This window comes from Acidobacterium sp. FHG110202_01, from assembly GCF_059115305.1.
In genome coordinates, this window is the sequence record NZ_JBZYWJ010000003.1 from 395,375 (window position 1) to 419,024 (window position 23,650).

Here is a 23,650-nt window from a genome sequence, read left to right on the forward strand (position 1 = left end):
GCTAAAAGACGGGTAGCGATAATACGGCCAGCTAAAAACACACGGCTCGCCTTCGGCGAATTGGCCTGGAATAGCTATCCGCTTTTTTTGCTGACACGCCGAAAGGCGTGCTGGCGCGCAGCGCTAACCGTTTCTTAGCTGCCTTCCAATATCTCCAGCAGCTTCGCCTCGTCAATCACTGGAACCTTCAGTTCCTGCGCTTTGTCGAGCTTCGATCCGGCTTCTTCTCCGGCGACGACGTAGCTCGTCTTTTTGCTCACCGAGCCGGAGACGCGCCCGCCTGCGGCTTCGATCTTTGCCTTCGCCTCATCGCGGGAGAGACTCGGCAGCGTCCCCGTCAGCACAAACGTCATCCCTTCGAGCTGCGATGACTTCTTCCTCTTCTCCGCCGTAAAGGTAAGCCCGGCTTCGCGCAGATGCTCGATCAGCTGGCGGTTTTTCTCTTCATCAAAGAATTCGCGGATCGCCTGCGACACCTTCGGCCCGACTTCGTTGACCCGCTCCAGCTCTTCCTGTGAAGCAGCCATCAACGCATCCATCGAGCCGAACTCTTCGGCCAGAAGCTGCGCCGTGCGCTCGCCCACAAATCGAATGCCGAGCCCGAAAAGCACACGGTTCAGCGGAGCCTTCTTTGACTGCGCAATTTCATGCAGCAGCGAACGCGCCGATTTCTCGCCAAAGCGCTCCAGCGCAAGTATCGCTTCTTCATTAAGCTTGTAAAGATCTGCAATGCTTCGCACCATTTTGCGGTCAAGCAGCTGGTTTACCACCGCTTCGCCCAGGCCTTCAATGTTCATTACGCCGCGCGCAGCATAATGCAGCAGGCTCTCGCGCAACCGCGCGGGGCAATCCACATTCACGCAGCGGTAATCGGCCTCGCCTTCAGTGCGCACAACCTCGCTGCCGCACTCCGGACAATGCGAGGGGAAATGAAACTTCCTGTGTCCGCGCGGATGCTCCTTGTCATCGACGACCTCAACGATCTTAGGAATCACATCGCCGCCGCGTTCTACCTTTACCCAGTCGCCGATCAATAAACCAAGCCGCTCGATCTCATCCGCATTGTGCAGCGTGGCGCGGCTCACCGTCGTTCCGCCAATCGAGACCGGAGTCAGCACCGCGACCGGAGTCAGCTTGCCTGTACGTCCCACCTGAACCTTGATGTCCTCTACCTGCGTGATGCCCGCGCGTGCCGTGAACTTATAAGCGACCGCCCAACGCGGAGCGCGTCCCGTATAGCCGAGCCGCGCCTGCAACTCAGTCGAGCTGACCTTGATCACCACACCGTCAATCTCATAACCAAGCGTGGCCCGGTGCTGTTCGGCGCGATTGATGAACTCCATCAGCTTGTCAAAACTGTGAATGGCTTCGCGATGCGGGTTCACGCGAAAACCCGCAGTCGTCAGTGCATCGAGCGCATCGCTCTGTTCGGTGAAGATGTTGTCGCCTGTTGGAGTCAGCGCGAAGTAAGCATAGAAATCCAGCCGCCGCTGCGCCACAATGTTCGGCTCAAGTGTGCGAATCGTGCCTGCGGCATAGTTGCGCGGGTTCGCTGCGGGAGCCAGCCCCTGCGCTTCGCGCTCTTCATTTGCCTTCTGGAATGCGGCCAGCGGCATCACCACTTCTCCACGCACCTCGAAGGTCGCGGGCAGCTTCGCCTTCTTGAGCTTCGCAGCGGAAACTGACAGCGGCACCGAGCGTATCGTGCGCACATTCGTCGTTACATCTTCTCCGATGGTCCCATTGCCGCGCGTCAGCCCCAGGGCAAGATATGCCGCGTCGCCCTTTCCCTCCTGATAGCGCAGCGCCATCGACAAACCGTCCAGTTTGTATTCGCAGACGTAGCTGATCTCCGTATTGGCTCCGGCAAGCTGACGCACGCGGCGGTCCCAGTCGCGCAGTTCCTCTTCGCTGGTCACGTTGTCGAGCGAGAGCATCGACCGCGAATGCGCAACCTTGGCAAAGCCTTCCTTCGGCTTTCCTCCCACACGCTGCGTAGGCGAATCAGGCGTGATGAGCTCAGGATGCTCCTTTTCGAGCGCCTGCAGTTCGCGCACCAGCCCGTCATATTCAGCGTCTGAAATTTCCGGCGAGTCGAGAACGTAATAAAGATGTTCGTGGTGGCGAATCTTCTCGCGCAGGGCTTCCATGCGTTCGGCTACAGTGGTCTGGGCCATGAGGAAGATTATAAGAAGCAAGCAGCCGGCACGCCTTCCGGCGTGTTAGCTAAAAAGCGGATGGCATTTTGCTGACCGGTTTTCAGCTATCCGGTTCTTAGCCGGCCACGCCAAAGGCGTGCAAACGCGAAGCGTTTACCCGCTATCATGTTGCCAGAAGCATGGACCCAGTCACACACTTCCTCACCGGCGCCGTTCTAGGACGCGCAGGCTTTAACCGCAAAGCCGCATATGCAACGCTGGCCATGACGCTTGCCGCCGAAGCGCCCGACCTCGACATATTCTGGAGATTCCGTGGGCCGGTCGCCGCCTTCGAGCATCATCGCGGCATCACGCATACATTCCTGGCGATGCCCTTCATCGCTCTGGCTGCGACTGGAGTAGCGTGGCTGATTCATCGCTTTCGAAAGAAGCGCACCCTCGCACGTCCGCGATGGGCCCTCCTGTGGTTTTTTTCCCTGATCGCAGCTCTCAGCCATCTGCTGCTCGACTTCACCAATAATTACGGCCTGCGGCCATTCTTTCCGTTCAACCCTCGCTGGTATTCCTGGGACATCGTCTACATCATCGAGCCGCTGATGCTGGCCGCATTGATCCTGGCCCTCATCATGCCGTGGCTCTTTGGCCTGGCTGACCGCGAGATCGGCGCGAAGCGCCAGAAATTTCACGGACGCGGATGGGCCATTGCCGCTCTCGTCTTCATCGCACTGCTCTACGCTGTGCGCAATGGCGAGCATGCGCACGCTCTCAACCTCGCCCGCAACTCCAGTGTTACCAGCGAACGCATCCTGAGGGTGGCCGCCCAACCGCATCCCATCAATCCCTTCCGGTGGTACGTCATCATGGAAACGCCGGACTACTACCAGACCGCATCGGTCAACACACGTTCCGACGAGGTAGACACCGACGCCGGCAAAATGATCTACAAGCCTCCAGTAAACGCCGCTGTGTCAGCTGCTGAACATTCATGGCTGGGTCGCGTCTATCTCGACTGGTCGAGCTTCCCAATCGTCGAAGATAAAGGCGCAATGCCGCTGGACGGATACAATGTCGACCCTCCCCGGAAGAACTGGCACACGATTCAATTCCGCGATCTACGCTTCGGCTATCCTGTGCTCTCGTTCAATCCGAATGACTCAGTGCTCGGCGGATGGGTCTATGTCGGCCCGCAACAGGAGATCGAAGGCATGTTCATGAGCGGCTCCGAGCAGAAGGACTAGCCGTCCAGGCAATAGCCTGTCCTGAGCGAAGCCGAAGGACGCCTTCGGCGCCCTTTTATACCCGTGGAACAGTCTTCTATGCTGCCACTTTAGGACTTAGAACGAAGTAGTTCGCAACTGCTGGAAGCAAAAGAGGCAGGTGAGGACTTCAGTCCCTGAGGTATCACTCAAGTCGACCGCACCAATTATGAAAACGCTATAGGCGCTGTCAAAGCACTCGCGCCTTCACTCCAGCCTCAACGACTTCATCGGATCGCTCATCGATGCGCGCAATGCGGGAACAACACAGGCCAGGAGGGATACAACGATAAGAAGCACACATATCCCCAACAGCATCAGCGGACTGGTGGCGGAATTCTCCACCCAGTGCGAGATCAGGTTGTGGAACACGAAGCTTAACACGAGCCCGATCACCAGCCCTGATCCCACACTGATGCTCACAGCGCCCAGAACATTTTTCAAGATGTCCCAGCGCTGCGCGCCCAGCGCAATGCGGACCCCAAACTCATTGGTGCGCTGCGCCACCGTGTAGGAAACCACGCTGTAAAGCCCGACGCTTGCCAGCATCAGCGCCAGCACAGAAAACACGGTAGAGAGCACCGCTATCAAGTGGCCTCGCGCCCACTCCGACTGGTGCTCAATGTTTTCCTGCAGTGAATCGACCGGATAGGTCACCTGCTGTCCGGGATTGACACTAGCGATCTGTTGACGCACCGCCCGTTCCAGTTCTGTAGGATCGCCATCCGCCCGGACAAAGAGATGCACCAGGCTCACCATGTAGTACGAGTAAGGAAAATAAATCTCCGGCTTGATCGGGCTGTCAAGCCCGTTGTTCCGCGCATTGCCCACCACGCCGATGACTTGCGCCCAGCTGTTGCTGTCTGCCACCGCCAGCCCGCGCGGAGGATGGTTCACCAGCCTTGGCAGCCGCACCGAATGGCCAAGCACATCTCCATTGGGAAAATATTGCTTCATGAACGCCTCGTTCACAATCGCAAGCCGTGCGCCGCGGCTTGCTTCCGCTTCATCCCATAACCGGCCCTGAAGAAGCGGAATACGCAGGCCGCGAAAGAATTGCGAGTCAACAAAATTGACATTGGCAATCTGCGCACCGAGTGCATCGCGTCCCAGTATCTCCACCGGAAGGTCCCACAAACTCATCGGTGGAATAGTCAGGGAAAGCGAAGCGGAGAGCACACCCGGCGTCTGTGCCACGCGGTCGCGCAATTGCCGGAAATAATTCGCCCGCTCTTCCCACGTTGTATAGCTGCCGGGATGTATCGGAATCGTGAAAGCCGCGACATGGTTAGGGTCATAGCCCAGCTGCGTGCGTTCGAGCACGCGAAAGCCCTGGATGGCTGTAGCCGCAGCAGAAAGCAGAACCATTGCCAGAGCAATCTGTCCCGCAATCAGAAAAACGTGCACTCTGTGTCCGGAGACGCTGCCTGTTGCCTTGCGCGAATTGGCCTGCATCAGCTCGCGGATTTCCGGCTTGGCAAACTGCAGCGCAGGAAACAGCCCAAAGAGCAGGCTGGTGAAAATTGCTACCACGATGCTGAAAGTCAGTACTGGCACATGGACCGGAATCTGCAGCCCGCGCGGAAACAGCTGCCATGGCAACATGGAAACTACATAAGGTGTCGTGCGGTAGGTAATCACAACACCAAGCACGCCTCCTGCGACGCCAAGAATCAGCGACTCAGTCAGCAACTGCCGGATGATGCGCCGGCCGCTCGCTCCCACCGCGGCCCGCACTGCAAACTCGTGCTGCCTTGCAGAGCCGCGCGCCAGCAGCAGAATCGACACATTGACGCAGCCGATAACCAGCAACAGCAGCACTCCTGCAAAGAGGACATACAGCATCCTGCCCAGTGACCGCTCAAAGCGCTCATTGATGCCGATAACCTCGACATTCACTCCCTTCAGTATCGAGTTCGGATGCTCGCGCATCATCTGCTGAAAGATGGGCTGGATTCCTTCTGTTGCCTGCTGCGGGGTGATCCCCTGCTTCAGGCTCATGACTGTCATAAAGGTATCGACAGCGGCATCGGAGGTATCAATCGGTACGTAGACATCGGCATCCCACCAGGTAAAGCTGCGCGGCATCACGCCCAGGACCGTGTAGCTGCGGTCGTCAATCTGCATCGTTTGGCCGACAACCGCCGGGTTCCCGTTAAAACGCCGCTGCCAGTACTGGTAGGTCAGCACAACCACCGGCTGCGGAGATTGGCCGGCAGGCGCATCCGAAGCCAGAAACGTCCGCCCCAGCATCGCCGGAACACCGAAGAAGGAAAATGCATTGCCAGAAAGAAAAACAGCATCGATGTCCTGCGGAACATCAGTTGTGGTCTCCGCCAGATACTTCTCATCCATCATCACGACATCGTCAATAAATGGGGCTTCGCGCAGCTGGCGAATCTGAGCGCGATAAATATAAGGCGTAAATTCGACCTCAGACTTGCCGCGAATATAAAACTGCACAATGCGATCGCCATGTGGATATGGCGTCGGATGCAACAGCACGCTGTACATCACGCTGAACACTGCGACCGTGGCCGCGATTCCAAGAGCGAGGGAAAAAATGGCGGTAAGTGCAAATCCGGGATGCTTCCACAATTGCCGGAAAGCAAAGCGGATGTCTTGAAGCAGGATCGACACGGTGTCTCAGATAAGGAGTAAATTGGACCGCGACTGAATCTCCAAGTGTAAATGAATGCCGCCTGCCCTGGCATCGTTCGACAGCAACTTTTACTTACCTGCTCCCCGCCACAATCTCATAAATGAAAAACCCGAGCACAGAAAGAACTAGAAAGGTAAAAGCCAGCAGTGACCCGCCAATTACTACATTCGCAAGGCGTTGCTGTTCCGGCCTTGGACGAGTAATACCAAAAGTAGAAATAAACATCTCTGTTAGATACTCAAGTAACTTCATGTCCTGAATCCGGTCATCCTCGGCTGAAAAATTCTAGACGTCACTCTGTCCAGATACAGCATACGCCGCACACCATCATAGACTGCGCCCCGCGGCAGCTCCCGAAGCCCAGGCCCACTGAAAATTGAATCCGCCCAGATGCCCGGTCACATCCACCACCTCGCCGATGAAGTAAAGGCCCGGAACCTGCCTGCACTCCATCGTCTTCGCTGAAAGCTCGTCTGTATCCACTCCGCCTGCTGTAACTTCAGCTTTGTCGTAGCCTTCTGTTCCGCTGGGAACAATCGCCCAATGATGCAGTCTGCGTTCCAGTTCCTCGATCGCATGGTTCGTCCATGACTTCGCACCAAAAAGCAGCAACATGCGATCGGCCAGCCGCTGCGGAAGAGCTTCACGCAGCACAGCAGCGGCTCTGGTCGCATCGCGTCCGGAACTGTTCTGCAACAACTGCGAGAAAACCTGCTTCTCTGGAGCAAGATCCATCGCAACCGCTTCCCCATCCGACCAGTACGACGAGATTTGCAGAATTGCCGGCCCGCTCAGCCCGCGATGCGTCACCAGCATCTTCTCGCGGAAGCGCCGTCGCCCAATCGACGTCACCACTTCAGCCGAGACTCCGGTCAAATCGCACAGCGTCGCGCAGTCTTTCTCCGAAAGTATCAAAGGTACAAGAGCAGGCCGAGTCGGAACCATCCTGATTCCGAATTGGCGCGCTATCTCATATCCAAAACCTGTTGCTCCCATCTTTGGAATCGATAACCCTCCGGTCGCAACCACCAGCGACGGCGCACGAAAAACGCCCTTGCTCGTGTGAACCGTAAACTCATCGCCGCGTTCAATGCGCTCCGCGCGTGTGCTGAGAAAAATCGCCACGCCCGCATCACCGCATTCGGCGAGCAGCATATCGAGTATCTGCCGCGACGACTGATCGCAGAAGAGCTGGCCCAGCGTCTTCTCGTGATACGCAATGCCGTGCTTGTTCACCAGCGCGAGAAAATCCTGCGGCGTGTAGCGCGCCAGCGCCGACTTGGCAAAATGCGGGTTCGCCGAAAGAAAATTCTCCGCGCGGCAGTGGATGTTGGTGAAGTTGCACCGCCCTCCACCGGAGATGAGGATCTTCTTCCCTGGCCGGTCAGCCAGCTCAAGTATGGCAACGCGCCGGCCGCGTCTGCCCGCTTTCATGGCGCACATAAGCCCCGCTGCGCCTGCTCCGAGAATGATGGCGTCGAAATTCTGCATGACAACTGTCACATCGCTTTGCTGACAAACCATACTGCTGTCTTTCGCCAGACGATGAGACTCTCAGATTATCGAAGGAGGCGTTATGAACAACATCCCGTCACAACCAGGACCCCAGGCAGCGCGGGCATGCAGCGACCCCACCACACGCGCACTTTACGGAGTGGGCATGGCCCTCTTCATGTTCGGAATTTTTGTCCCGGGCGCGCACGCCCTCATGATGGTCGGACTCGCGTTCCTTGCGATCTTCTGGGCCGTATAAGCATTCACGTGACTGTGCTACACTCCGCTCTGGATTCTTCCATCCGGATGGAAATATGTCGATTGCCGATATTGCGAATGATCTGGTCGCTCTGTGCCGCGAGGATAAAAACCTGGAAGCCGTCGACAAGTATTATTCAAACGACATCGTAAGCGTTGAGTCTGCCAGCAGTCCCGGTATGCCGGCCGAGATGAAGGGAATAGAAGCCATTCGGGGCAAGAACAAGTGGTGGCTCGACAACCACACCATCCATAGTCAGGAAGTGAATGGTCCTTATATTGGCAAAGATCAGTTTGCTGCCGAATTCAAAATCGACTTCACCAACAAGCCATCCGGCAAGCGGATACAGCTAAGCGAGATGGCGCTGTACACAGTGAAGGACGGAAAGATCGTCCACGAGCACTTTTATTACAACCCCGGCGCCTGACTCGCAGATATAGTTCACCGGTCTAGTTCGCTAAAATCCCGAGCTTCTTCGCCACGCTCTCCAGCGTCTCGAGCGCCTGGTCAAGCTGCTCGCGCGTGTGCTCGCTGGTCATGATGGTGCGGATACGCGCCTTGCCTTCGGGCACCGTGGGGAAGGCGATGCCCGTGGCCATCACACCGGCATCAAACAGCGCCTTCGAAAACTCCATCGTCTTCCTACCGTCGCCGACAAGGATCGGAGTAATCGGCGTCTCGCTCGCCGGAGTTGTCACGCCCCCAATATCGAAGCCAATCCTGCCCAGCTCGCCCTTGAAGTAGCGCGTGTTCTCCCACAGCCGCTCGATGCGTTCCGGTTCGCTCTCCAGCAGATCGAAGGCGGCAATGCACGTCGCCGTCACCGATGGCGGATGCGAAGTCGAAAACAGAAAGGGCCGCGCGCGGTGGTAGAGATAATCAATCAGGTCGCGGCTGCCGCACACATATCCGCCCAGCGCGCCGATGGCCTTCGACAGCGTGCCCACCTGCACATCCACGCGCCCATGGCACCCGAAGTGATCGACCGACCCGCGCCCGTTACGCCCCAGCACACCCGAGGCATGCGCGTCGTCAACCATCATGATCGCGCCATACTTCTCCGCCAGGTCGCACAGCTTGTCCACAGGACCAATGTCCCCATCCATCGAAAAGACGCCGTCCGTGATGATGAGCTTGTGCCCGGGCTCATTCGCAACTTCCTTCAGCAGCTCTTCGGCATGGGCCACGTCCTTGTGGCGGAAGACCTTGATCTTCGCCCGCGAGAGCCGCGCACCGTCAATAATGCTCGCGTGGTTCAGCTCATCGGAGATGATGAAGTCTTCCTTGCCCAGGATCGACGAAACCGTGCCCGCATTCGCCGTAAATCCACTCTGGAAGACTACGCAGGCCTCGACATTCTTGAAGCGGGCAATTTTTTCCTCCAGCTCCATGTGGATCTTCATCGTGCCCGCAATCGTGCGCACCGCGCCCGAGCCTACGCCGTAATCCTTGATGGCCTGGACCGCCGCCTCGCGCAGCTTCGGGTGGTCGCACAGGCCGAGATAGTTGTTCGAAGCAAGGTTGATGACTTTTTTCCCGTCATAGATGCACACCGGTGCCTGCGCATCGTCCAGCACGCGCAGCTTGAAGTAGGTGCCCTTCTGCTTCAGCTCATTCAACTGGCTGGTTAAATGCTTCAATTGCGGACGCTCCGAGAGCACTGCGGACATAAAAAGTTGCCTCACTTTACAAAAAAGATGCGCTTATTAAGCATCCTACCCTGTAGGGGTGTGGAGGGTGCAAGCCACCCGAATCAGGGCGAACCAAGGAGAAAGAAAATGACACGCATCAAGCAGCTTCCGTATGCAGCACTACTACTGGCCATTGCTCTCACAGCAGGCTGCAACAAAAGCAAACAGAATGCGGAAAACCCGCCAGCGGGTACTCCGGCAGCGTCACAACCATCCGGCGACCAGTCGGCGCAGCCTCCGGCGCAAAGTTCAGCCCCGGCAGCGTCGGGTCAACCGTCGGCTCAGGGATCATCAGCGGCCCCGCCTCCACCGCCCGCGGCATCCCAAGGGTCAGCAGCGGCCCCAGCGCAAAGCGCATCAGCAGCTCCCCCGCCACCGTCCGCAGCGGGTCAGGAAGCCCCGGCTCCCGCACCGCTTCCCGTTGTCCCCGCCGGAACCACACTCAGCGTGCGCATGAGCCAGACTATTGACGTAAAACATGCCCAGTCCGGGCAGCCCTTCTCCGGCACGGTCGTCAACCCTGTAGTGGTTGACAGCAACACCGTCGTCCCCTCCGGATCAACGGCGGAAGGCGTCGTCGTGCGCGCGCACAAGCGCGGCCACTTCAAGGGATCATCGATACTGCAGCTCACATTGACCGGCCTGAATATCAACGGACAGCACTACCGCATTGAGAGCAGCAGCATCACCCGCACCAAGAAGGGCAAGGGCAAGCGGTCGCTGGGCTTCATCGGCGGCGGCACCGGCCTCGGCATGCTCATCGGTGGAGTCGCCACCGGCGGTGTTGGCCTCCTCGTCGGCGGCCTCGCTGGAGCAGGCGCCGGTACCGGCGTCGCAGGCCTCACCGGCAACAAGGACATCACCATCCCCGCCGAATCGGTCGTAACCTTCCGGCTGGCAGACTCCATTCACCTCCGATAAAAATGGGTGCCCCAGGTTCCCCTGAGCAACGTCGAAGGGTAACCTGGGGTTGTTCCCCCCACGAGCTGCGGCGCTGGGTGCCCATCCTATCGCGTCCTTTGCGATAGAACGGGAGACCTCAGCCCTCTCCCAGCCTTGTCATCCCGACCGGAGCCGTAGGCGTAGCGAAGTGACCTGCAGTTTTAATCTCAACAATCAACCCCTCCTCTTGCATTCCCATAGGAACCGTGCCATGATTCCTATGGGAATGCAAGAGGAGCAGCAATGGGCGACAAAAAAGATGTCTGGCAGGGCACGCTGGCCCTGATGATCCTGAAAACGCTCGAATCCATGGGCCCGCAGCACGGATACGGCATCGCGCGCCGCATCGAGCAGACCAGCGGAGACATGCTCTCGTTGAACTATGGAACCCTCTATCCCGCGCTGCTGAAGCTCGAGCAGGAGGGTGCAATCACTTCCGAGTGGGGCCTTTCCGACAACAATCGCAAGGCCAAGTTCTACCGCCTGACCAGCGCCGGAAGAAAGCAGCTCAAACGCGAAACCCGCGACTGGAAAGCGACGACAGCGATCCTCGCCCGCTTCCTCTCTCCTGCTGAGGAGGCCTGATGAGCAAACTCCGAGCACTCGGGCTGCGCCTGCAGGGACTCGTCAACAAGAGCAAAGCCGACGAAGAATTCTCAGTCGAACTCGAAAGCCACCTCCAGCTGCACATCGAAGACAACCTGCGCAGGGGCATGTCTACAGAAGAAGCCCGTCGCCAAGCCCTCATCAAACTCGGCGGCCTGGAACAAACAAAACAGTCCTATCGCGAGCGCAGCACGCTTCCTTCCCTTGAAAATTTTCTACAAGATGTGCGTTATGGGTTGCGTCAGTTGCGCAAGAATCCAGGCTTTGCCTGCACCTCAATTCTGGTTCTTGCCTTGGGCATCGGAGCGAGTGTGGCCATGTTCGCTTTTGTGGACGCAGCCCTGATCAAGCCACTTCCTTACGTAAACCCCACCCGCCTGATGGCACTCTTTGAGAGCAGAGTAGAATCACAGCTCTGGCCGCTCTCGTATCCGGATTTTGTCGACTGGCAACAACGAAACAAATCTTTAAGCTCGCTTGCTATCTATACCGGACGTGGTTTTCTATTTCACAGTTCGTCAGGAGTAGAGCCGGTCCCGGGTGAGCGTGTGAGTGGCAGCTTTTTTCAGACTCTGGGTGTGCAGCCCATGCTCGGGCGCGACTTCCGTCCGGGCGAGAATCGATTAGGTGGACCAGATGTTGTGATCCTCAGTTACAGGACCTGGCTGCATCGCTTCGGTGCGCGAAAAAACGTGATCGGTCAGACCGTGGATCTGGACAACACAGCCTACACTGTCATCGGAGTGTTGCCTCGCTCGTTTTCCTTTGCGCCCGGAGGTAACGCGGAGTTCTGGGTCCCTGTCAATACACTCAGCACTCACGAAAATACGCGGCGCTTTTATGCCTTTACCGGGCTCGGAAGACTGTGCGACGGTGTCACAGCACAGACAGCACAAGCAGAACTGACGGGCATTGCGCGGCAATTGCAGCGGCAATATGGCATACCCGGCCCCGATGTGAACGCCAGCGTCACGCCGCTCTCTGAAATCTTCATCGGAAATGTGCGGCCTATCCTGCTGACACTGCTCGGCGGAGCAGGGCTGCTGTTGTTGATCGCCTGTATCAATGTTGCCAGCCTCGTTCTGGCGCGCTCGGAGAGCCGCAGGCGCGAAATTGCTCTGCGAGGAACCTTGGGCGCGACTCCAACACATTTAGTGCGCCAGTTCTTGATCGAGGGACTTGTTCTAGCCATATTTGGCGGCATTGCAAGCATAGCTGTTGCTGCCGGGCTCATGCAGCTTCTCACTCGCCTGGTTCCCAAAGACATGGCATCGAAGATGCCGTTTCTCGAGGGCGTTGATTTAAACGCGCACACTTCCGTGTTCGCTCTTGTAATCATCCTCCTGGCCGCATTGCTGTCCGCGGCCACACCGATTGTGCGTCTTTCATTTCAAAAGATCCGCGATGGATTGGCTGAAGGCGATCGCGGCGCAGCCGGCAGGCTTTGGCAGAGACTGGGAGCAAATCTTGTAGTCATGGAACTCGCAGTCGCTGTCGTGCTGCTTGCCGGAGCAGGATTGCTCGGGCAAAGCCTCTATCGCCTGTTGCATGTTCCTTTAGGCTTTGATTCAAACCATCTGGCGACTGTGAGCGTCATGGCTCCCGGCACGATTTATAAGAGTGACGAACAGATAGCGGAGCTTCACCGGGAGATTGTGCGCCGTGTTGCAAACCTTCCCGGCGTTGAGTCAGCGGGACTCACCAGCATGCTCCCTGTGTGTTGCAACGGCCCGACTGACCGGATTGATTTCCCGGGAAGGCCGCACAGCGGGGAAGAGAATTACGTAGTCGAGCGCCACATCGGTCCTGACTATCTGCCTGCGCTGAAAATCAGGCTTCTGCGTGGCCGCCTCTTTACTGATTCCGATGACGCCTCGAGGCCTGGAGTAGCTGTCATCAACGAGACATTGGCGCGGAAGTATTTTTCAGGGCAGGATCCGATAGGCCAAAGGATAGCCAATGACGAAGGTGGACGGCCCTCTGAATGGGAAATTGTCGGCATAGTCAATGACGTTCATGAAGGTGCGCTGGATGCCGACCTTTGGCCGGCAGAATACTTCCCCATCAGTCAGACGCACGACCACGATTTCAACCTCGCAGTGCACACCGGGCAGGATCCCGGCGCGCTATTGCCAACGCTGGTAAGCACACTCCATCAGGTTAACTCGAACCTCGGCGTATCCGACGAAGCAACCATGAGTGACAGGGTCGGCAGTACGCAGGCAGCACTGCTGCACCGTTTTTCCGCATGGCTCGTGGGCGGCTTTGCAGCCATGGCTCTGATATTGGGTGCAGTAGGACTGTATGGCGTAGTTGCTTATTCCGTAAGCCAGCGTACGCGAGAGATCGGCGTACGCATGGCTCTTGGAGCGCAACGCAGTTCTGTCTACAGTCTCATCCTGCGACAGGCAGGCTGGTTGACCATATTGGGCCTGGCAATCGGACTGGTCTCTTCGATCGGCTGCTCCATCCTAATCCAGAAGCTGCTCTTTGGCGTTCATGCCTGAGATGCGATCACTCTGACCAGCGTAGCTGCGCTGCTCGGCCTGGCGTCCTTGGTGGCAAGCTTCCTGCCCGCCCGCCGAGCCGCCTCCATCGACCCCATGCAGGCACTGCGCAGCGAATAGGAGAAATCATGCGAAAGCTCAGAGCATTATGGATCCGGCTGCGCGGACTCTCCAGCAGGAACAAAGCCGACGAAGAATTCAATGCCGAGCTCGAAAGCCATCTCCAGCTGCACATAGAAGACAACCTGCGCAAAGGCATGCCCCCAGAAGAAGCCCGCCGCAGTGCCCTCATCAAACTCGGCGGCATAACCCAGACACAGCAATCCTACCGCGAGCGCAGCACCCTGCCTTCGCTCGAAACCATCTGGCAGGACATCCGCTTCGGAGTGCGCCAGCTTTTCAAGAGCCCCGGATTCACGACCATTGCCATTCTGACGCTGACACTCGGCATCGGCGCAAACACAGCGCTGTTCTCCGTCGTGAATGGCGTGCTGCTGAACCCGCTGCCCTATCCGCATCCTGAAGAGCTCGTGACCGTGCATGCCAGCAAACCCAACTTCAGCGAGGGATCGATCTCCTATCCCAATTTTCGCGACTGGCAGCGAGACAACAAAACGCTGGCAGCCCTTGCCGTGGCGCGCGGAACCGGCTTCAGCATGACAGGCCTGGGCGAATCTGAAGAAGTGCGCGCCGAACTCGTTTCGTCAGATTTCTTTTCGCTTCTGGGCCTGAAGCCCGTGATCGGACGACTCTTTGCTCCGCATGAAGACGAAATCGGTCGCGCGTCGCTGGTCATCATCAGCGAAGGTCTCTGGGAGCGTAAGTTTGGCTCGCGCCCCGATGTTCTCGGCAAGGTGCTCACGCTCGACGGGCGCAATTACACCATCATCGGCGTGCTGCCAGCCACTTTTAATCTCACAATCAATAACTTCCGCGCGGCTGACATTTACGTGCCCATTGGCCAGTTCCTCAACTCCGCTCTGAATGAGCGCGCCGCCGGACTCGGCATTCACGGCATCGCGCGCCTCAAGCCAGGAATAACGCTCGCGATGGCGCAGGATGACATGCTGCGCGTTTCCAGACAGCTCGAAAAGGAATACCCGGAAACAGACAAGGATATTCGCGCGAAGCTTGTTCCTTTCCAGCTCGCGATGGTGCGCGACGTGAAGCCGCTGCTCCTGGTCCTGATGGGCGCCGTGGGTTTCGTTCTGTTGATTGCCTGCATAAACATCGCCAACCTGCTCCTCGTCCGCGCCAACACGCGTGCGCAGGAGTTCGCCGTGCGTTCCGCGCTCGGAGCAGGACGCACTCGCCTGCTCCGCCAGCTGCTTACAGAAAGCCTGCTGCTCTCACTCGCCGGTGGAGCGTTGGGCCTCGCTCTGGCCGCATGGGGAACGCAATTGCTGCTGCACCTGCTTCCACAGCAACTGCCCCGCGCAGCAGAGATTCACTTGAGCGCGCCGGTGCTCGCCTTCACGCTTCTGATTTCTCTCGCCGCCGGAATGCTCTTCGGCCTGATGCCCGCAATGAAAGTCTTCCGCCAGAATCTGCAGGACACGCTGAAAGAAGGCAGCCGCACAGCGAGCGGCACTCATCACGGTGTGCAGAGCTGGCTGGTAGTCTTTCAGATGGCGACAACGCTGGTGTTGCTCGCCGGGGCTGGCCTGATGATTCGCAGCCTCGAAAAGCTCTCCGAGGTGAAGCCAGGATTTGAGCCGCACGGCGTGCTTACTTTCGGCCTCGAAGGGCCGCCTTCCACGATCGGCTCCACTCCTGAGACAGTGCGCGCCTGGCTGCGCGAAGCCAATGCGCGCATCACCGCCGTGCCGGGCGTCGAAGCCGCATCATTCACCTGGGCCGCTTTGCCCATGGGGGCCGACGACGAACAGCTTTTCTGGCTCGACGGCGAGCCGAAGCCGCAGAATCAGAACGCCATGCACTGGTCGATTCGCTACATCGTCGAGCCAGGATATCTGAAGGCGATGAGCATTCCGCTGCTCAAAGGCCGTTTCTTCGCGCCCGGCGATGATGAGCACGCGCCGCGTGTCGTGGTCATCGACGACGTGTTCGCGAAAAAGTTCTTCGGCAACGACGATCCGCTGGGCAAGCGCATCTTTCTCGAGCAATTCGATCAGCCCGCCACCATCATCGGCGTCGTGGGCCACGTCAACCAGTGGGGACTCGACAACGATGCCGTCTCGCCACTGCGCGCTGAAACCTATCAGGCGATAACACAGATGCCCGAAGAACAGCATCAACTTGTGCCCTTAGGAACGAGTGTCGTCGTCCGCTCACACTACAGTGCCGACGCGGCATTTCAGGACATCCGCCGTGCGCTTCTCAATATGAACCGCGAGCAGGTGGTCTATAACCCTGCCTCGATGGAGTCGATCATCGCCGACACGCTCGCCGGCCGGCGTTTCTCTATGATCCTGCTCTCAGCCTTTGCCTGGACGGCCCTGCTGCTGGCCAGCATCGGCATCTACGGCGTCATCTCGTATCTGGTGGATCAGCGCGCAAAAGAAATCGGCATACGCATGGCCCTCGGCGCTGGCCGCCGCGAAGTCTTCCGCTGGATCATCGCGCGCAGCGGACGTCTCGCACTCCTCGGTGTTGTCATCGGCATTCCTGCCGCGCTGCTGCTAACCCGCTACGTGCTTCCGTCTTACATGGTTTACGGAATCCCCACTTATGATCCGTTGACGCTGCTGTTCGTAACCGCACTACTGATCACAGTAGCGCTCGTTGCCTGCTGTCTCCCTGCACGCCGCGCCACACGCATCGACCCTATGCAGGCGCTGCGCACTGAATAAGGTGCTTTTATCTTTTCGCGAGGATGAGAGTTTCGCAGGCAGCGCTTCGCCATCCATCCTGCGAGCGACTGTTTGACTCTGCGGCTTCCGATTACTTCACAGAATACGCAAATAAGATGATGAATCTTCCTTAAGGGAAGCCTGGTGCAGGCTGGATAAATTGCGCAATAAATCAACGCAACTCTAATCGCATTCTTACGTTCCTACGTAGGCGGAAGTAGTGAATCGATGCGCCGTTGAAGATACGTCATCAGCATCAGGTTCAAGGCTATTCATTTCATTTTTTATGGACAGGAGGTAAATCATGACTTCGAAAACAATATTCGTTGTAGACGACGAAGCTGTGATTGCTGATACGCTCGCTGTCATTCTCCGCCAGTCAGGGTTCGTTGCCAAATCATTTCATCGCCCTGATGAAGTTCTTAGCGCTGCGGAGTTGATCGTTCCCGATTTAATCATCAGCGATGTAGTCATGCCCGGCATGACCGGGATCGAACTGGCAAAGCGTATACGGTCGCAATACCCGGAATGTAAGGTTCTTCTATTTTCCGGGCAGGCGAACACCAAGAATTTGCTGAGGAGCGCACATGATGACTTTAACTTTGAGATCTTGCCGAAACCAATCCACCCTGCCGAACTTCTAGCGCTCATCGAAGAAACCCTGTGATGCATCGGGAACTCCTGAATAGTCCTGCATATCTGTAGCGCGCGGCGAGGCATATAGACAGTCAAACTTGCAAGTTAAACTTCTAATGTGCTAGCCTCTCATTTGCGATGAAGAAGGATATCGATGCGGAAATCAACGATCTGATTTACGCCGTGAGCCTCGTCGTGCGTCGCATTCGCGCGGAAGCTGGATCGCAGAAGCTCTCCTTGAGCGAAGCCGCCGTCCTCAAGCGTCTCGACGAGGATGGCACAGTGACCACGGCGGATTTGGCCCGGGCCGAGAACATGAAGCCTCAGTCCATGGGTGCGATCGTAGCTGCGCTTGAAGAAGACGGTTTCGTGGAGCGGCAGCCCCATCCGACTGACGGGCGCCAGATGCTCCTTAAGCTGACCATGAAAGGCGCGGCATTGCGCAAAAGCAGGAGCGCTGCGAAACGAGGCTGGCTGGCGCAGGCAATCGCCCATCTCGACAAGGACGAACAGGCTGCCCTGTTCCATGCCGCTCAGCTTCTCAAGCGTCTGGCTGAGCCATGAGCAAGATGCCCAAAATGAGCGCACTGGCGTCATCGCAGCAAAACCAGCAACAAACTGAATGCAGGCAGAAAAGGAAGACACTCAATGATTTGGTACGAATATGTGGCGAGCTTCTTCGCAGGCGCTTTTCTTGCGAATGTGGTACCTCACTTCGTCCACGGCATCTCCGGGGACCGCTTCCCAACACCTTTCGCCAACCCGCCAGGTAAGGGACTGTCCTCGGCAACTGTAAATGTGCTCTGGTCTCTGGCGAATCTGGTTGTCGGCTATCTCCTGTTTCGTCTTGGCAGGGTCTCAGACGGTGGTTCGGTAATCCTGGTTATTTTCCTCGCTGGAATAGCAGTGATCAGCCTGTTCTCGAGTGTGCATTTCACAAACAAAGAGCCGCAGTGAACTTGCGGAAAAGGAATCATTCGTCAAGTCACCCGAAAGTAACAAATTCCCCGGCAACTAACAGAAAATACGCAATAGCAGAATCACTAACTTAGCAGGGGATAATCCCCGCCGTAAGTTATTGAAAACAAAACCAACTGCTACATAGGGGGTGGGGTTAGGAAGCCTGCCCCACAGTAGCTCCGCAGCGGCTGCAGAACTTCACCCCGGTCACCAGCGGAGCCCCGCAGGAAGAGCAGGTGGCCGCAACAATCGTGCTCCCGGTCACTGGAGTCCCGGGTACCGCATACTGCAGGTTCGCCGCCAGAATCGCTGCCTGCTCGGCGTTGTATTGCCGCACGCGCCCGGGCATGAAGAAGCACTCGACAACGCCCATAATCGCCGTGATCCCTGTCCAGAAGAAGAGCAGGTAGAGGATCCCCAGCCCGTTGCGGCGGAGATAAAAATGGTGCGCCCCGAACGCGCCCAGGAACAATGCCAGCAGAACACCCACAACCTCATCCTTCTGCACCGCAGGATACTGCGCATTAAAAATAGCGCGCTGCTGGTCATTCAGGCTGCCCGCGATGAAAGGTGTTGTCCCCATGGCCTTGACTCCGTTTTTTCTTACGAATCGCTCTTCTTACGAAATCTATACGTTTATAGATACGTTTCTTTCGCCGGGGTTGTTCCCGCTCACCATCTTCCCTGTGATGCATCTGAAAGAGAAAGCTGCAGAAAGACCTTATCCTATTCAGAAGCATGAACGGACAGAATCTTCACCGGCATAAGCGCGGATGGCTCGCCAATGAGCCCCTCCTGATGCTGGGCCTCGTCCTGCTTACGCTTTACTTCGCCCGCGACCTGCTCATTCCGTTCGCCATGGCGCTGACCTTCAACTTCCTGCTCGCGCCCGCGGTCATACAGTTGGAAAAGCTCCGCATCCGCCGCATCCCCGCAGTCATCCTCGTGGTCATTACCGCCTCGGCACTGATCGGCGGCTGCGGATTGGTGGTAGCCCGACAACTGCTCAGTGTTGCCAGCGATCTGCCCAACTACCGCACCAACATCAGCGACAAGCTGGCGCAGGTTCACGCTCCGACAAAAGGCCCGCTCGGCGATGCTATCAAGGGGGTCCAGTCCTTCAGCCAGCAGGTATCCGGTACCCCGACTCCCCAGCCCCTGCCTTCAGTAGCCGAACAGGAAAAATCCCGCCGCCGGCGCGGACACGAGCCGCAACCACCCCCAGCCCCGGTCGCTCCCGCCCCGCAGCCCACCAGTGACTGGGCCTACGCGCAACAGCTTCTCAAACCTGTCATCAAGCCGCTCGGCATGCTGGGCATGGTTGTGATCTTCGCCATCTATATGCTGCTCAAGCGGGAAGACCTTCGCAACCGCGTGCTGTTGCTCGCCGGAATGGGGCGGATGAACGTGATGACGCAGGCGCTCAACGACGCCGCAGGCCGCATCAGCAGCTACCTGCTGATGAATGTCCTGGTGAACGCCAGCTATGGCCTCATCTTCGGTATCGGGCTGTTTCTGCTCCACGTGCCCAATGCCACACTGTGGGGCGTGCTGCTCGCCATCCTGCGCATGGTGCCCTATGCCGGCATGATTCTTGCCGGCGGGCTGCCGATCTGCTTCGCCTTCGCCGTCTTTCCCGGCTGGTGGACGCCGCTTTTCGTCCTGCTGTTCTTTATCGTCCTCGAAGTCACGGTCAGCAACTTCATCGAGCCCTGGCTCTACGGCAGTCATACCGGAATATCGCCGCTCGCGCTGGTGACGACAGCCATGGTCTGGACGTTGCTCTGGGGCCTGCCGGGACTCATCCTCTCAACGCCGCTCACGGTCTGCCTCATCGTGATGGGCCGCTATGTTCCGCAGATGTCTTTCCTGCACATCCTTCTCGGCGACGAGGCGCAGCTCGCGCCCGAGGCCCATTTCTATGAGCGCCTGCTGGCAATGGACCAGACCGAAGCGCACCACATTGCCGATAAGTTTCTCGAAGGGCACACGCTTGTCGACCTCTACGACGAGGTCATTCTGCCCGCGCTGAGCCTCGCCGAGCAGGACCGCCACAAAGGCTTTCTCGACGAGACGCGCAGCGCATTCCTTTTCCAGAGCGCTACCGAGCTTATCGCCGAGCTGACCGACTATCACTCGCCTCTGCTTGGCGGAGAAAGCGAAGCCGCTACAGCGCGCCCCTGCCCGGTCGTCTGCATTCCGGCAAACGATCAGGCCGACGAGATCGCCGCCGTCATGCTCGCGCAGCTGCTCGAACGGCGTGGACACAAGACCATCCTGTTGCACACCGAGGCGCTGACCTCGGAGATTCTTACGCGGCTGGGCGAAGAGACCAGCACCACCGTCTGCATCTCCGCTCTGCCGCCCTTTGCCTTTGTGCATGCCCGCAGTCTCTGCCAGCGCATCCGCCACTATCTGCCGGAGAACCGAGTCCTGATCGGCCTCTGGGGATCCATCGGCAACAGTGACTCGCTGCGTGAACGCTTCGGCGCTGTGTGTCCCGATGCCGTGGCCACGACACTCGCTCACGCCATGCATCTCACACGCTATTGCGAAGGCTCGCCGGCTGCTGCCTCATACGAACAGGCAGTACAGCGAACATAATCATGCCCCAAATTCCAACTTAGAGAAAGATAGCGCCATGAGCATCAGTGAAGATCTGCAAGCAATCGCAGCACAGGAAAAGGAATTGCAATTCCAGCAATTCGATGCCACCGTGGCATGGCGCATCGGAACGCGCCTTCATGAACTCGCGACCGGGCGCAACCTTGCCGTGGTGATTGACGTGCGACGCTTTGGGCAACCACTTTTTTATGCGGCACTCGCCGGCACATCACCCGACAATGCGGAGTGGGCAAGGCGAAAGGCAAACACTGTCGCCCGATTCCATCGCAGTTCCTATGCAATTGGCCTCGAGCTGCAGCTGAAAAAGAGCACGCTTACCGAAAGATATGGCCTTCCAGCCGCAGATTACGCCGCCCATGGCGGTTCTTTTCCTATTTCCGTCGTGAATGCGGGCATCATTGGCAGCATTACTGTTTCCGGCCTTCCGCAGCGCCAGGACCACGAGTTTGTGGTGGAAGCTCTATGTAGTCTGACCGGACACGACTATGCTCGCCTGGCGCTTCCTCCTATTTCTCCACCGACTTCGTGACCCACGCCCACCGTTTAGGATGAAAGCATCACCATGAAGCCAACGCGTCCTGTCTGGGCAGAGATTTCCCGCTCGCAGCTCCTCGCTAACTGGAAGGTATTAAAAGAAGCAGCGCCGCCTGATGCCGAAGTCCTCGCCGTGGTGAAGGCCAATGCTTACGGCCACGGCGCGCTCACGTGCGGAGAGATTCTCTCGAAAGCCGGAGCAAAGTGGTTCGGTGTTACCTGCGTGGAAGAAGGAGCAGCGCTGCGCAATGTCTGCGCAGGTGCCCGCATCCTCGTCATGTCAGGGCTGTGGAATGGCGAAGCCGATACAGCCATCGAACACCGCCTCGCGCCGCAGGTGTGGGAGCCGTTTCACTTCGAGCTTCTCGAGACAGCAGCCCGACAGCGCGGTCTCGCGCCGCAATCCGTTCCAGTCCATCTTGAAATCGACACCGGCATGTCGCGCCAGGGTGTCCGCTCGCTCGATACGCTGAAGACCTTGCTCTTGCAGCGGCCAACAGGTTCAACCATACAGATCGAAGGCGTGATGACCCACTTCAGCGCGCCTGAAGTTCTCGATCCGGATGCAACGAAAGAGCAGATCGCACGATTCGCCGCTGCGCTCGAAGTCATTCACGCACACGGCATCAAGCCCACATATATCCACGCAGGAAACTCGGCCACGCTGTTTGTTCCGCAGCATCTTCAGGCACTCAGCGAGCTCGCAAAGAAATACAGCGCGCAACTGATGCTCCGCCCCGGGCTCGCACTCTATGGATATTCGCCGCGATTCACGCCGCAATTCCCGGGCGCTCCAGTCAGTCCGGTGCTTGCATGGAAGACACGCGTCGTTTCTCTGAGAGACATCGAAGAAGGCGAAGCCGCCGGATACAACATGACCTTCCGCGCCACACACCCAACCCGGCTCGCGCTTATCCCGGTAGGCTACGCCGATGGCCTCAACCGCCTGCTCTCCAATCGCGGACACGCGCTCGTACGCGGGAAGAAGGTACCCATCGCCGGACGCGTATCTATGGACCAGACCATCCTCGATGTCACCGGCGTTCCCGGCATCGCCATTGGCGATGAAGTCGTGCTCATCGGCCAGCAGGGAAACGAGCACATCACGGCATACGATCTCGCCGACCTGACAGGAACCATTCCCTACGAAGTCACCTGCGCGATCAGTTCGCGTGTGCGGCGCGTTCTGATTGATTAAACTGGAAGTATGCTTGGCAAGTGGTATGCGCGCTGGATGTATGCCTGGGAGACTGCGCTCACAACGCGCGATGAAAACCGTGTCGTTCGGCCCGTAGAGTGGGGATTTGAATGGCTCGATGACGTGCTGCGCGCCGAAGGCCTGGATGGCGCAGCACAGATGTCGCTCGACCCCTCAAGAGCCGAAGAGAGCATGACCGCACTGAACGAATTCATTATTCGTGACAGTGACAGTTTCTTTTCTTACGAGCCTCCTGACGACTATCGCATCGAGTCGCGCTACCCCGAGTTGTTTCCTACCAACGTACGCCCGGAAACTCTGGCGCACGATGCAAAGGTCAAAGCCATGACCGCCGAGGGCAAGATGAAGCCTGCCGAGTTTCTGCGCTTCACCTCACCTGTGCGCTCGCCCTATCCGGAAAATGATCTGGTCAACGCACGCTGGTATCCGGCGCCGGAAGAAAAGCAGGCCGGTAAGCCAAAGCAGGCCATGATCGTCATGCCGCAGTGGAACGCCGATGCCTTCAGCCATAACGCGCTCTGCTCGCTCTTCAACCGCTTCGGCGTCTCCGCGCTGCGGTTGAGCAAGCCTTACCACGATATCCGCCGCCCCGCGGAACTCGCGCGCTCCGACTATGCCGTCAGCTCAAACATCGGCCGTACCATCGCCGCCTGCCGCCAGGCCGTAGTCGATATCCGCTGCTGCATCGACTGGCTGGAAGCACAGGGCTACGAGCAGTTTGGCATTCTGGGAACAAGCCTTGGCTCCTGCTATGCCTTCATCGCCAGCGCACACGACGCCCGCCTGCGCGTCAACGCCTTCAACCACGCCTCCACTTCCTTCGGCGATGTGGTCTGGACCGGCCAGAGCACGCGGCACATCCGCAAGGCATTTGAAGACGCAGGCATGTCACAGTTACGGTTACAAAATCTGTGGGCTTCCGTCAGCCCTGTTTTCTACATGGAGCGATTCGCTGCTCTGCCCAAAAAAGTACTGGTCGTCCACGCAACCTACGACCTGACTTTCCTGCGCGAGTACTCGCTCAAGGTGCTGCGCCGCTTTTCCGAGCTGGGCGTCGACTTCGTCTCGAAGGTTCTGCCCTGCGGGCACTACACCACCGGCGAAACCCCATACAAATTTATCGACGGCTGGTATCTGGGCTCATTCGTCTATACTGCCTTCAAGCAGCTGGCCGAAGAGCCAGTATCATCGGAGCATCCACAAGGAATCTCGCCCAAAGAGGAGTTGGTTTCCCGCTAACCTCTCCCCACTTGTCATCCTGAGCGCAGCGAAGGACCTGCTTTTCGC

The 23,650-nt window shown here is 58.0% G+C and carries 19 protein-coding genes; 14 read left to right on the forward strand and 5 right to left on the reverse strand.

The annotated features are described in order from the left end of the window. Nucleotides 1–134: 134 nt before the first annotated feature. Nucleotides 135–2,177 (reverse strand): NAD-dependent DNA ligase LigA, encoded by a 2,043-nt coding sequence (gene ligA, locus AC5S16_RS08020; RefSeq protein WP_493929521.1) that lies wholly within the window; start codon nucleotides 2,175–2,177, stop codon nucleotides 135–137. A 161-nt stretch (nucleotides 2,178–2,338) separates the two neighbouring features. On the opposite strand from ligA, the gene AC5S16_RS08025 reads away from it, so the two are divergent. Continuing rightward, the gene (locus AC5S16_RS08025) at nucleotides 2,339–3,397 is read left to right on the forward strand and encodes a metal-dependent hydrolase (RefSeq protein ID WP_493929522.1); all 1,059 of its coding nucleotides are present in this window, start codon (nucleotides 2,339–2,341) and stop codon (nucleotides 3,395–3,397) included. Between the two features lie 225 nt (nucleotides 3,398–3,622). Here AC5S16_RS08025 and AC5S16_RS08030 read toward each other — a convergent pair whose 3' ends face one another. Next, a complete protein-coding gene (locus tag AC5S16_RS08030; RefSeq protein WP_493929523.1) occupies nucleotides 3,623–6,055 on the reverse strand; it encodes an ABC transporter permease in 2,433 nt (810 codons plus the stop codon). Between the two features lie 349 nt (nucleotides 6,056–6,404). Then, the gene (locus tag AC5S16_RS08035; protein ID WP_493929524.1) at nucleotides 6,405–7,601 is read right to left on the reverse strand and encodes a BaiN/RdsA family NAD(P)/FAD-dependent oxidoreductase; all 1,197 of its coding nucleotides are present in this window, start codon (nucleotides 7,599–7,601) and stop codon (nucleotides 6,405–6,407) included. A gap of 52 nt (nucleotides 7,602–7,653) precedes the next feature. On the opposite strand from AC5S16_RS08035, the gene AC5S16_RS08040 reads away from it, so the two are divergent. Together AC5S16_RS08040 and AC5S16_RS08045 are read left to right on the forward strand one after the other, a co-directional pair. Continuing rightward, nucleotides 7,654–7,830 carry a hypothetical protein gene (locus tag AC5S16_RS08040; RefSeq protein WP_493929525.1) on the forward strand — a complete coding sequence of 59 codons (177 nt, stop codon included), beginning with the start codon at nucleotides 7,654–7,656 and terminating at the stop codon, nucleotides 7,828–7,830. A 55-nt stretch (nucleotides 7,831–7,885) separates the two neighbouring features. Then, on the forward strand, nucleotides 7,886–8,257 hold the full coding sequence (locus tag AC5S16_RS08045; RefSeq protein ID WP_493929526.1) for a SnoaL-like domain-containing protein: 372 nt from the start codon (nucleotides 7,886–7,888) through the stop codon (nucleotides 8,255–8,257). A 22-nt stretch (nucleotides 8,258–8,279) separates the two neighbouring features. Here AC5S16_RS08045 and AC5S16_RS08050 read toward each other — a convergent pair whose 3' ends face one another. Then, nucleotides 8,280–9,500, reverse strand: a complete 1,221-nt coding sequence (locus AC5S16_RS08050; protein ID WP_493929527.1) for a glycine C-acetyltransferase — start codon at nucleotides 9,498–9,500, stop codon at nucleotides 8,280–8,282. A 108-nt stretch (nucleotides 9,501–9,608) separates the two neighbouring features. Here AC5S16_RS08050 and AC5S16_RS08055 point away from each other — a divergent pair, with 108 nt between their 5' ends. The 7 genes from AC5S16_RS08055 to AC5S16_RS08085 all read left to right on the forward strand — a co-directional run bounded on the left by AC5S16_RS08055 (nucleotide 9,609) and on the right by AC5S16_RS08085 (nucleotide 17,982). Then, entirely contained in the window at nucleotides 9,609–10,442 is an 834-nt protein-coding gene (locus AC5S16_RS08055; protein ID WP_493929528.1) for a hypothetical protein, read from the forward strand. Nucleotides 10,443–10,706: 264 nt separating this feature from the next. After that, nucleotides 10,707–11,048 (forward strand): PadR family transcriptional regulator, encoded by a 342-nt coding sequence (locus AC5S16_RS08060; RefSeq protein ID WP_493929529.1) that lies wholly within the window; start codon nucleotides 10,707–10,709, stop codon nucleotides 11,046–11,048. Next, nucleotides 11,048–13,576, forward strand: a complete 2,529-nt coding sequence (locus tag AC5S16_RS08065; protein WP_493929530.1) for an ABC transporter permease — start codon at nucleotides 11,048–11,050, stop codon at nucleotides 13,574–13,576. Before AC5S16_RS08060 ends, AC5S16_RS08065 begins: the two co-directional genes overlap by 1 nt. A 128-nt stretch (nucleotides 13,577–13,704) precedes the next feature. Next, nucleotides 13,705–16,389 (forward strand): ABC transporter permease, encoded by a 2,685-nt coding sequence (locus tag AC5S16_RS08070; RefSeq protein WP_493929531.1) that lies wholly within the window; start codon nucleotides 13,705–13,707, stop codon nucleotides 16,387–16,389. A 304-nt stretch (nucleotides 16,390–16,693) separates the two neighbouring features. Continuing rightward, nucleotides 16,694–17,056: a response regulator gene (locus tag AC5S16_RS08075; protein ID WP_493929532.1), complete on the forward strand. Its 363-nt coding sequence runs from the start codon at nucleotides 16,694–16,696 to the stop codon at nucleotides 17,054–17,056. A 107-nt stretch (nucleotides 17,057–17,163) separates the two neighbouring features. After that, the gene (locus tag AC5S16_RS08080; RefSeq protein ID WP_493929533.1) at nucleotides 17,164–17,589 is read left to right on the forward strand and encodes a MarR family winged helix-turn-helix transcriptional regulator; all 426 of its coding nucleotides are present in this window, start codon (nucleotides 17,164–17,166) and stop codon (nucleotides 17,587–17,589) included. Between the two features lie 84 nt (nucleotides 17,590–17,673). Further along, a complete protein-coding gene (locus tag AC5S16_RS08085) occupies nucleotides 17,674–17,982 on the forward strand; it encodes a hypothetical protein (RefSeq protein ID WP_493929534.1) in 309 nt (102 codons plus the stop codon). 157 nt (nucleotides 17,983–18,139) lie between these two features. On the opposite strand, the gene AC5S16_RS08090 is transcribed toward AC5S16_RS08085, so the two are convergent. Continuing rightward, complete coding sequence (locus AC5S16_RS08090; protein ID WP_493929535.1) at nucleotides 18,140–18,568, reverse strand: NINE protein; 429 nt, start codon at nucleotides 18,566–18,568, stop codon at nucleotides 18,140–18,142. Nucleotides 18,569–18,723: 155 nt separating this feature from the next. On the opposite strand from AC5S16_RS08090, the gene AC5S16_RS08095 reads away from it, so the two are divergent. The 4 genes from AC5S16_RS08095 to AC5S16_RS08110 are packed head-to-tail and all read left to right on the forward strand — an operon-like array spanning nucleotide 18,724 to nucleotide 23,602. Continuing rightward, a complete protein-coding gene (locus AC5S16_RS08095; protein WP_493929536.1) occupies nucleotides 18,724–20,589 on the forward strand; it encodes an AI-2E family transporter in 1,866 nt (621 codons plus the stop codon). Nucleotides 20,590–20,626: 37 nt separating this feature from the next. Further along, nucleotides 20,627–21,139, forward strand: a complete 513-nt coding sequence (locus tag AC5S16_RS08100) for a heme-degrading domain-containing protein (RefSeq protein ID WP_493929537.1) — start codon at nucleotides 20,627–20,629, stop codon at nucleotides 21,137–21,139. A 33-nt stretch (nucleotides 21,140–21,172) separates the two neighbouring features. After that, nucleotides 21,173–22,342, forward strand: a complete 1,170-nt coding sequence (gene alr / locus AC5S16_RS08105) for an alanine racemase (protein WP_493929538.1) — start codon at nucleotides 21,173–21,175, stop codon at nucleotides 22,340–22,342. Nucleotides 22,343–22,351: 9 nt separating this feature from the next. Beyond that, nucleotides 22,352–23,602, forward strand: a complete 1,251-nt coding sequence (locus AC5S16_RS08110) for an alpha/beta fold hydrolase (RefSeq protein ID WP_493929539.1) — start codon at nucleotides 22,352–22,354, stop codon at nucleotides 23,600–23,602. Nucleotides 23,603–23,650: the final 48 nt, after the last annotated feature.